This window comes from Streptomyces sp. NPDC029674 (genome assembly GCF_044903205.1).
In the GTDB taxonomy this organism is placed as follows: domain Bacteria; phylum Actinomycetota; class Actinomycetes; order Streptomycetales; family Streptomycetaceae; genus Streptomyces.
The window spans coordinates 61291-71779 of the sequence record NZ_JBJDPY010000001.1 but is presented as its reverse complement, the minus strand read 5'-3'; the positions used below and the strand labels follow the sequence as shown (position 1 = coordinate 71779).

The window sequence follows — 10489 nt, the reverse complement described above, 5'->3', positions numbered from 1 at the left end:
CCGCCCGTTCGCCCGGCGACGCAGGGTGGAGGTAGGGGCTTCTTCCTCCGCCCCCCGGTGGGTGGCTTGCCTGTCCCGCCGCTTCGCGGCGGATGTTCCCCACCCACCCGCCCGTTCGCCCGGCGACGCAAGGTGCAGGTAGGTGCTCCTACGGTCCCGTCCGGTGCGGGGCAAACGGGTGGGTGGGTGGGAGGTATCCGCCGCGAAGCGGCGGGACAGGTCAGCCTCCGCGGCCCGCAGCCGCCGACGCGAGGCGGAGCGGCGAGACGGGGGCGCCGAACCGCCCACGGGCGAGAAAGGGCAGCCCGTCGACGGGGGAATCGACGGGCTGCCGTGGTGCCGCGATGGTCTCAGGCGGAGGTCGGGACGGACCTTGGGGCGGCGGGTGAGGCTGACGTACGGGCGGACGTCCGGGCGGGTGTCAGGGGACGGTTCGCCCCCACGGCCTCAGTGGACCGCGTGTTCCGGCGCCGGAAACGCCCCGCCCACCACATCCTCCGCGAACGCCTTCGCCGCCCCGGCCATGACGTTCCGCAACTCCGCGTACTGCTTGACGAAGCGCGGCATCTTGCCGCCGGTCAGGCCCATCATGTCGGTCCAGACGAGGACCTGCGCGTCGCACTCGGAGCCCGCGCCGATCCCGACGGTCGGGATGTGCAGGGAGCGGGTGACCTCCGCGGCCAGTTCGGCCGGGACCAGTTCCAGGACGACCGCGAACGCGCCCGCGTCCTGCGCGGCCTTGGCGTCGTTGAGGAGCCGGTGGGCGGCTTCGTCGCCGCGGCCCTGTACCCGGTAGCCCATGGTGTTCACGGACTGCGGGGTCAGGCCGAGGTGCGACATGACGGGGATGCCGGACTGGACGAGCAGCTCGGTCTGGGCCAGGGAGCGCTCGCCGCCCTCCAGCTTCACCGCGCCGACGCCCGCCTCCTTGACGAGCCGGGTCGCCGAGCGCAGTGCCTGGACCGCGCCTTCCTGGTACGAGCCGAACGGCAGGTCGCCGACGATCAGGGCGCGCGAAGTGCCCCGTACGACCGCGGCCGACAGCATGGTCATCTGGTCGAGGGTGACGGGCACGGTCGTCTCGTACCCGAGGTGGCAGTTGCCCGCCGAGTCGCCGACGAGCATGACGGGGATGCCCGCCTCGTCGAAGACGGACGCGGTCATCGCGTCGTAGGCGGTGAGCATGGGCCACTTCTCGCCGCGCTCCTTGGCGGCGGTGATGTCGCGCACAGTGATGCGCCGGGTTCCCTTGCCGCCGTACAGCGCCTTGCTGCTGTCGGGGCTCTGCGGGGTGGCGGCGCTCTTCTGGGCAGCCGAAAGCTGCGTCATCGCAACGGCTCCTTCTGTCATCTCGAGGCGCCCTGACGGCGTCCCCGGATCACCTCCATGGTGACACCACGTGCCGCTGAGAAGCTAGGGCCTGTCCGGCGGATCAGGTCGCGGTGGGGTGGCGGTCACGTTTCGGTGCAGGTGAGCGGGGTCTGGTGCGTCGAGATGCAAGGCGGAGGAGGGCGGCAACGCGATGGGGGTGCCCCCTGCTCGAGCGGAGCCGAGAGCTTGGGGGAGTTGACAACCGACGACAACGCCGCAGGGTTGGGGTCTCCCCTGCTCGAGCGAAGCCGAGAGCTTGGGGAAGTGCCAGGGCCCGCGCCCCGCGGCATGATCCGCCGGACAGGCCCTAGGCCTGGGTCGGACGGGTGGGGACGGGTAAAGCGGGGCTATACCGTTCGGCAAGCCTTTCCAATACGAGACGGTCTCGTATCGGAACAGCTTTACGCTGGCCCGCATGGATTCCCCTGCCATGCCGGCCCCCTCCCGCGTCCCCGAAGCCGTCCACCGGCGCCGGTGGGCGATCCTCGGGGTGCTGATGCTCAGCCTGCTGATCGTCGTGCTCGACAACTCGATCCTGAACGTCGCCATCAAGACGATCTCCACCCCCGCCCCGACCGGCCTGGGCGCCACCCAGAGCGAGCTGGAATGGGCCATCAACGCCTACACCCTCGTCTTCGCGGGCCTGCTCTTCACGGCGGGCCTGCTCGGCGACCGGCTCGGCCGCAAGAAGGTCCTGCTCGGCGGGCTCGTCGTCTTCGGCATCGGTTCTGCGCTCGCCGCGATGTCCGGCTCGCCCGTCCAGCTCATCGCCTTCCGGGCCGTCATGGGCCTCGGCGCGGCCTTCGTGATGCCGGCCACCCTCGCCGTCCTCATGAACGTCTTCGAGCGCGAGGAGCAGCCCAAGGCCATCGGCATCTGGGCGGGCGGCGTCGGCCTCGCCATCGCCATCGGACCCATCACCGGCGGCGTGCTGCTCGACCACTTCTGGTGGGGCTCCGTCTTCCTCGTCAACGTACCGATCGTGCTCGTCGCCCTGGCCCTGATGGTCTGGCTGGTGCCCGACTCCCGCGACCCGCGGCCCGGCCGGATCGACCTCTTCGGCGTCGCCCTCTCCGTCATCGGCCTGGTGCTGCTCGTCTACGGCATCATCAAGGGCGGCCAGCTCGCCGACTTCACCGACCCGGCCGTCCTCGGCACCGTCGGCGCGGGCCTCGCCGTCCTGGTCGTCTTCGTCCTGCACGAGAAGCGCAGCGACCACCCGTCCGTCGACGTCACGTACTTCAAGAACCGGGTGTTCTCCGCGGCGATCTGCGCCATCGCGCTCGTCTTCTTCGCGCTGATGGGCGTCACGTTCTTCTCGGTCTTCTACACCCAGAGCGTGCGGGGCTACTCGCCGCTGCAGACCGGTCTGCTGATGCTGCCGCTGGCGGTGGCCCAGCTGATCTTCGCGCCCCGGGCCCGCCTCGTCGTCGACCGCTTCGGCGTGCGCGCCGTGTGCACCGGCGGGCTGCTCCTGGTGGCGGCGACCCTGACCGCCTTCACCCTCTTCGACTCCGATACGCCGATCTGGCTCCTGGAAGTCGTCTTCTTCCTGATGGGCACCGGCATGGCGCACATCATGACGCCCACCAGCGTCGTGATCATGCAGGCCCTGCCGCGCGAGAAGGCCGGCTCCGCGTCCGCGCTCAGCAACACGTTCCGGCAGGTCGGCGGCGCCCTCGGCATCGCGGTCCTCGGCTCCGTGCTCTCCACGGCGTACCGGAACGGGGTCGAGGACCAGCTGGCCGTGCTGCCCGAAGGGGCCCGGCACACCGCGGGCGAGTCCATCGAGGCGACCCTCGGCGTCGCGGCGAAGCTCGGCCCCAAGGGCGAGCCCCTGATCGCCGCGGCCAACGACTCCTTTCTGCACGCCATGCACGTCACGGCGGTGTGGGGCGCGGGCGTCGCCGTGCTCGGCGCACTGGTCGTCTTCCTCTTCCTGCCGGGACGTACGCCTGCGGAGCCCGGCCTGCCGGAGAAGGCGGACGAGCCGGTGAGCGCCACCGGGCGCTGAGGCAGAATCGGCGCGGCAGCCGGTGCGGGAAGAGGGAGAGACGACGTGGGCGTGCGGGTCGCGGGCGACGGTGGCATCGCGAAGGGAGCGCCCCTGGCCAGGAGTGGCCGGGGGCGGCCCAGGAGCGAGGCCGTGGAGCAGGCGATCATCGAGGGCGTGGTGCGGCTCCTGGAGGAGGGCGTCTCGCTCAGCGAGCTGTCCATCGAGCGGATCGCCCGCACCGCCGGCGTCGGCAAGGCCACCATCTACCGGCGCTGGGACGGCAAGGAGGCCCTCTTCGTGGACGTCCTGCGCGCCTTCGAGGAACCGGACCCCGTACCGCCCGGCACCTCGATGCGCGACGACCTCGTCTGCGTTCTGGAAGGGCTCCGCCGCCGCGGCCTGACCATCCGCTCCTCGGCCCTCCTGCACAACGTGTTCGCCCAGATGAAGACCCTGCCCAAGCTGGCGGAGGCGTACCAGGAGACGGTCGTCGCGCCCCGCCGCCGCGTGATCCTCGACGTGCTGCGGCGAGGCATCGCCGACGGCGAGCTGCGCCCGGACATCGACGTGGAGACGGCCAACGACCTCTTCGTGGGCCCCATGCTGCTCCGCACGATCCTGCGGCAGGGCGCGCCGCTCGACGACGGCCTCCCGGAGCGGATCGTCGACACGGTCCTGGAGGGGCTGCGGCCCGCGAAGTGAGAGCCTGTCTTCGAACCGGCGCACGTTCTCCGCGGCCCGGCGGTCGCGGATATGCGCGTTTCGTCACAGAGAGCGCTCACCCCGGTGGATCAGGAACCCCTCGCGCCGCCCCGGTCGTCCTGGACCCTGTACGGCCGTCGTGGACGGCAGGGACGACACCGGATCATCGCCTAGGGTTTCAGGGGGCGGGACAGACGGTGTGCACGGCAGGCAGTGAGGCGACGAGAGTATGGCGCAGGCGTACATGACGGAGACGGGCAGCGGCGGCTCGGGCCCCGAGCGTCCGGGGTCCCGGTTCCGCCGCCTGCTCGAGGGCTGGCGGGGCGACCCGGGCATCTGGCGGCGCGGACTGGTCACGGCGGGCGCCGCGGTCCTCATCGCGCTGGTGATGCTCTTCCACGCGCAGATCCCCAACAACGTGGGCAACCTCGGCAGCCTGACCGAGACGTTCCTGCCCTGGCTCGGCCTCTTCATCCCGGTGCTGCTGGTCGTCGCGGTGGTCCGGAAGTCCGCCACCGCGCTGATCGCCCTGCTGCTGCCCGTGATCATCTGGCTCAACTCGTTCGGCGGCCTGATCACCGGCAAGTCGGGCGGCACCGGCGGCGACCTGACCGTGGCCACGCACAACGTGAACGCGGACAACCCCGACCCCACCGGCACCGCCCAGGACGTCGCCTCGTCCGGCGCCGACGTCATCGCGCTGGAAGAGCTCACCGCGGACGCCGTCCCCACGTACGAGAAGGCGCTGGCGGGGGAGTACAAGTACCACTCGGTGAAGGGCACCGTCGGCCTCTGGAGCAAGTATCCGCTGACCGACGCCAAGCCCGTGGACATCAAACTGGGCTGGGTGCGCGCGATGCGGGCGACGGTGAACACGCCCAAGGGCGACGTCGGCGTCTACGTCGCGCACCTGCCCTCGGTGCGCGTGAAGCTCGACGCGGGCTTCACCGCCAACCAGCGCGACAACAGCGCCGACGCGCTCGGCGAGGCCATCGCCGACGAGAAGCTCGGCAAGATCGTCCTGCTCGGCGACCTCAACGGCACGATGAACGACCGCGCCCTGAACGCGGTCACCTCCCAGATGCGCTCCACGCAGGGCGCGGCGGGCGACGGCTTCGGCTTCAGCTGGCCCGCGTCGTTCCCGATGGCGCGCATCGACCAGATCATGGTCAAGGGCGTCGAGCCGGTCTCCTCCTGGACGCTCCCCGAGACGGGCAGCGACCACCTGCCGATCGCGGCGCGGGTCGACCTCTCCTCGTAACGTCCGCGTGGTCCGCAGGTGACCGCACGGCCGCGATCTCACGGAATACTGGGTGGGCGAGGGTTTGTTCCGTACGTAAACTTACGGATTCCCCTTTCTTTCGCAGCGCGCATCGCACCGCGCACCACACCCCCCACACCGCACCGCCCCCGTTCCGTGGAAGGTACTTCTTCATGCCCCTGGCCCTGCTCGCCCTCGCCGTGGGCGCCTTCGGCATCGGCACCACCGAGTTCGTGATGATGGGCCTGCTGCCCAACGTCGCCGACGACCTGCACCTGTCCATCCCCACCGCCGGACACCTGGTCTCCGCGTACGCGCTCGGCGTCGTCATCGGCGCCCCGCTGCTCGCCGCCGTCACCGCGAAGCTCCCGCGCCGCCGCGTCCTCATCGGCCTGATGGTGCTCTTCGTGGTCGGCAACGCGCTGTCGGCGGCGGCCCCCGACTACCACCTGCTGATGGCCGCCCGCTTCCTCAGCGGGCTGCCGCACGGCGCGTTCTTCGGCGTCGGCGCGGTCGTCGCCACCGGGCTCGTCGCCCCCGAGCGCAAGGCCCGCTCGGTCTCCCTGATGTTCCTCGGCCTGACCGTCGCCAACATCGTCGGCGTGCCGGTGGCCACGGCGATGGGCCAGCAGCTCGGCTGGCGCGCCACGTTCCTCGCGGTGAGCGCGATCGGGCTCGCGGCCATCGCCGCGCTCGCCCTCCTGGTCCCGGCCGACCACGGCCACGGCGACGCGGCGGGACTGCGCGGCGAGCTCCGCGCGCTGCGCAGCCTCCCGGTGTGGCTGGCGCTCGGCACGACCGTCGCGGGCTTCGGGGCGCTCTTCGCGGCGTACAGCTACATCACGCCGATGCTGACGGACGCGGCCGGTTACGCCGAGTCCAGCGTCACGCTGCTCCTCGCCCTGTTCGGCGTGGGCGCGACGGCGGGCAACCTGCTGGGCGGGCGCCTCGCGGACCACTCCCTGCGCGGCACGCTCTTCGGCGGTCTCACGGCGCTGGCCGTCGTCCTCGCCCTCTTCCCGCTGCTCATGAGCGCCGGGTGGAGCGCGGCCATCGGTGTCGCCCTGCTCGGCATGGCGGCGTTCACGACGGGCTCGCCGCTCCAGCTCATGGTCATGGAGAAGGCGTCGGCGGCCCCGTCGCTGGCGTCCTCCGCCAACCAGGGCGCGTTCAACCTCGCCAACGCGGGCGGTGCCTGGATCGGCGGCCTCGCCCTCGCGGCCGGCTTCGGCGTGACGTCCCCGGCGGTGACCGGCGCCCTTCTGGCGGTCCTGGGCCTCGGGGTCGCGGGCCTGGCGTACGCGGTGGACCTGCGGCGCGGTCCCGTACCGGGTACGGAGCGGGTGGTGGCCTCGTCGGCCGAGCAGCGCGAGCCGGCCCGCCACTGACCGGCCGACCACCCACCCGGGGGCGGCGCCCCTACGGCCTCGTCCGGTGCGGGGCCGACGGGTGGGTGGGTGGGCGGGTGGGAAGAAGATCCGCCGCGAAGCGGCGGCTCAGTACACCGCCACCCCTCAGCCGGAGGCGGACTCGCGCCAGCGGTTGGTGATGGGCAGGCGGCGGTCCTTGCCGAAGCCCTTCGCGGAGATCTTCGTCCCCGGCGGGTACTGCCGCCGCTTGTACTCCGCGGTGTCCACCATCCGCAGCGTCTTGACGACCAGCTCCCGGTCGTACCCCGCGGCCACGATCGCGTCGGCGCCCTGGTCCCGGTCGACGTAGAGCTCGAGGATCGCGTCCAGGACCGGGTAGTCGGGGAGCGAGTCCGTGTCGACCTGGTCGGGGCGGAGCTCGGCGCTCGGCGGCTTGCTGATGGAGTTCTCCGGGATCGGCGGCGTCTGCCCCCGCTCCCGCGCCGCGCGGTTGCGCCACTCGGCGAGCCGGAAGATCGACGTCTTGTACACGTCCTTGATCGGGCCGTACGCCCCCACGGAGTCCCCGTAGAGCGTCGAGTACCCCACCGCCAGCTCCGACTTGTTGCCCGGCGCGAGCACGATGTGCCCCTCCTGGTTGGAGATCGCCATCAGCATCGTGCCGCGCAGGCGCGACTGGAGGTTCTCCTCGGCGAGCCCGGTGAGCCCCAGCGAACCCATGTACGCGTCGAACATCGGCGCGATCGGCACGGTCCGGAAGTTGAGCCCGGTGCGCCGCGCCAGCTCCTCCGCGTCGCCGATGGAGTGGTCGGACGAGTAGCGGGACGGCATGGCGACGCCGTACACGTTCTGCGCGCCCAGCGCGTCGCAGGCGATGGCGGCGGTGAGCGCCGAGTCGATGCCGCCGGAGAGGCCGATCAGGACGCTGCTGAAACCGTTCTTCGCGGCGTACGCGCGAAGTCCCACGACGAGCGCCGAGTACATCTCCTCGTCGTCGTCGAGCCGCTCGGCATACCCACCGGTGAGCTCCGCCTCGTACGCCGGAAGGGGCTCCTCCGAGAGCGTGACGTGCTCGATGCGCAGACCGTCGTCCACGACACCGGACGGCGGCACGGGCGCGGCGGCCGGCAGGTCGAGATCGAGGACGACACAGCCCTCGGAGAACTGCGGGGCACGGGCGATGACTTCGCCGTCCTTGTCGACGACGATCGAGTCGCCGTCGAAGACCAGCTCGTCCTGCCCGCCGATCATCGCGAGGTACGCGGTGGTGCAGCCGGCCTCCTGCGCGCGCTTTCGCACGAGGTCGAGACGCTGGTCGTCCTTGTTCTGCTCGTACGGCGACGCGTTGATGGAGAGCAGCAGCCCCGCCCCCGCACTGCGCGTCGCCGGAACGCGGCCGCCGTCCTGCCAGAGGTCCTCACAGATGGCGAGCGCGACGTCGACGCCGTGCACCCGCACGACCGGCAGGGTCTCACCCGGCACGAAGTAACGGAACTCGTCGAAGACGCCGTAGTTGGGCAGATGGTGCTTGGAGTACGTCAGGACGCACTCCCCGCGGTACAGCACCGCCCCCGCGTTGCGCGGCGCGCCCGCGGGCTGGCCGAACTTCGGCTTGGCCTCCTCGGTGCGGTCGAGGTAGCCGACGACGACCGGCAGCTCGCCGAACCCCTCGTCCCGCAGCCGCACCGCGAGCGCGCGCAGCGCCTCCCGGGAGGCCTGGACGAAGGACGAACGCAGCGCGAGGTCCTCGACGGGATAGCCGGTCAGCACCATCTCGGGGAACGCGACGAGATGCGCCCCCTGCTCGGCGGAGTGCCGGGTCCAGTGGACGATCGCCTCGGCGTTCCCGGCGAGATCGCCGACGGTCGAGTCGATCTGATTCAGAGCGAGGCGTAGTTGAGGCACGGAATCAGTGTAATCGTCAGAGCGACGCGATGCCCTGCTGGGGCGGCGGTGGGGGTGCTCCCGGGGGGCGGGTCCGGGAACACCGGCCTTTCGTTGCGGCAGCTGATCAGCTGCGGTGGCCGATCAGCTGCGGTAGCCGAGGACCGTCATCATCCCTGCCTCCGCGTGGTAGACGTTGTGACAGTGGATCATCCACAGGCCCGGGTTGTCCGCGTCGAAGTCCACTGTCAGGCTGCCGTTCGGCAGGACGATCGCGGTGTCCTTGCGAGGCCCGCCCGGCACGTTCGCCAGGGCGAAGGTGTGGCCGTGGAGGTGCACGGGGTGCCACATCGAGGTCGAGTTGGCGAAGGTCAGGCGGACCCGCTCGCCCGCGCGGACGGGGTGGCGCCGGCCGGGGGAGTAGGGCTTCCCGTCGAAAGCCCAGTCGTACTTGGCCATGCTGCCCGTCAGCCGCAGCCCGACCGTGCGGTCCGGCTTGCGGGAGGACAGGGCGACGGACTCGTGCGACCGCAGCTTGTCGGCCGTCAGGAGGCGGCCCGTCAGCTCCTCGGGGCGGGTCGACGCGGTGGGCGCGGCCCCGCCGCCCGTGCGCAGCACCGCGAGCGCCGCCGCCTTCTTGCCCTCGGCCACCGCGGTCAGCGGGAAGACGCCGTCCTTGGCGGTGACCAGTACGTCGTACCGCTCGCCCATGCCGAGGAGCAGCGCCTCCGTCTTCGCGTGCCGCACCGGGAAGCCGTCCGTGTGCGTCACCGTCATCTCGTGTCCGCCGAGCGCCACGCGGAAGGCCGTGTCCCCGCCGGCGTTGATGATGCGCAGGCGGATGCGGTCGCCGGGGCGGGCGCGGAACTGTGAAGGTGCCTGGGCCGTGCGGCCGTTGACGAGATAGTGCGGGTAGGCCACGTCTCCCGCGTCGCCGCCCAGGAGGTCGCTCTTGGCGCCCATCATCATGCGGGAGGGGCCGGACGGCTTCGGTGACGGGGCGGTGCGTGCGGCCGCATGGGACCTGCTCGACCTGCTCGACATATTCGACATGTCGTGGCTGGAGCGGCCGGAGTCACCGCCGTGGCCACCGTGGCCCCCCGAGTCCTCGCCGCCCATGTCGTGGTCGGCCATGCCCTTGCTCAGCTCGGCGAGGACGCCGTCCGGGGTCGAGCCGTCCACTCCGTCGACCCAGTCGTCGAGGACGACCACCCACTCCTTGTCGTACTTCAGCGGTTCCCTCGGGTCCTCGACGATCAGGGGTGCGTACAGCCCGCGGTCCTGCTGGGTGCCGGAGTGCGGGTGGAACCAGTACGTCCCCGGGTGCGGCACCGCGAAGCGGTAGGTGAAGTCCGCTCCGGGCTTGATGTCCTGCTGGGTGAGGCCGGGGACGCCGTCCATGTCGTTGCGCAGAGCGATGCCGTGCCAGTGCAGGGAGGTGGGCTGCGGGAGGTGGTTGGCGAGGGTGAGGGCGAGGGTGTCGCCGGCGGTGACCCGGAGCTCCTTGCCGGGGAGCCGGTCCCCGTACGTCCACGTCCTGACCGTGGGGCCGCCCAGGTCGAGCTTGGCCTCCACCGCGGTCAGCCTCACCTCGCGGGTCCGGCCGCCCCGGCCGCGCTCCTTCTCGGCGGCCGCGACCTCCTTGCCCGCGGGGTCCACGTAACCCTCGGACCCGGAGGTGCCGCTTCCGCCGCTTCCGCCGTGCCCGCTGTGACCGCCGTCCGGGTCCGAGTCGGAACAGGCCGTCAGGACTCCGGCCCCGGCGACGGCGGCAGCGGCGCCGAGCAAGGTGCGCCGGGAGGGGGCGGGTAGGGAGGGCGCGGGTCGTGAGGGAACGTGCGGAAAAGCTTCGTTACGCATGACTGAGTGACACCTCGTCGTGTGGTGCGTGCAGATGAACGGACG

General features: G+C 71.6%; 7 protein-coding genes. 4 read left to right on the top strand and 3 right to left on the bottom strand.

All coding sequences use genetic code 11. From position 1 onward, the window contains the following. Positions 1-447: 447 nt before the first annotated feature. On the bottom strand, positions 448-1329 hold the full coding sequence (gene panB / locus ACI2L3_RS00305) for a 3-methyl-2-oxobutanoate hydroxymethyltransferase (protein ID WP_404750045.1): 882 nt from the start codon (positions 1327-1329) through the stop codon (positions 448-450). 457 nt (positions 1330-1786) lie between these two features. On the opposite strand from panB, the gene ACI2L3_RS00300 reads away from it, so the two are divergent. The 4 genes from ACI2L3_RS00300 to ACI2L3_RS00285 all read left to right on the top strand — a co-directional run bounded on the left by ACI2L3_RS00300 (position 1787) and on the right by ACI2L3_RS00285 (position 6718). After that, positions 1787-3385: an MFS transporter gene (locus tag ACI2L3_RS00300; RefSeq protein ID WP_404750044.1), complete on the top strand. Its 1599-nt coding sequence runs from the start codon at positions 1787-1789 to the stop codon at positions 3383-3385. 51 nt (positions 3386-3436) lie between these two features. Beyond that, entirely contained in the window at positions 3437-4069 is a 633-nt protein-coding gene (locus ACI2L3_RS00295) for a TetR/AcrR family transcriptional regulator (RefSeq protein ID WP_404750674.1), read from the top strand. A 229-nt stretch (positions 4070-4298) separates the two neighbouring features. Further along, positions 4299-5330 carry an endonuclease/exonuclease/phosphatase family protein gene (locus ACI2L3_RS00290; protein WP_404750043.1) on the top strand — a complete coding sequence of 344 codons (1032 nt, stop codon included), beginning with the start codon at positions 4299-4301 and terminating at the stop codon, positions 5328-5330. 173 nt (positions 5331-5503) lie between these two features. Next, positions 5504-6718 (top strand): MFS transporter, encoded by a 1215-nt coding sequence (locus ACI2L3_RS00285; RefSeq protein WP_404750042.1) that lies wholly within the window; start codon positions 5504-5506, stop codon positions 6716-6718. A gap of 126 nt (positions 6719-6844) precedes the next feature. On the opposite strand, the gene ACI2L3_RS00280 is transcribed toward ACI2L3_RS00285, so the two are convergent. Both ACI2L3_RS00280 and ACI2L3_RS00275 read right to left on the bottom strand, forming a co-directional pair. Then, the gene (locus ACI2L3_RS00280; RefSeq protein WP_404750041.1) at positions 6845-8605 is read right to left on the bottom strand and encodes an NAD+ synthase; all 1761 of its coding nucleotides are present in this window, start codon (positions 8603-8605) and stop codon (positions 6845-6847) included. A 123-nt stretch (positions 8606-8728) separates the two neighbouring features. Then, entirely contained in the window at positions 8729-10444 is a 1716-nt protein-coding gene (locus ACI2L3_RS00275; RefSeq protein WP_404750040.1) for a multicopper oxidase family protein, read from the bottom strand. Positions 10445-10489 lie beyond the last annotated feature (45 nt).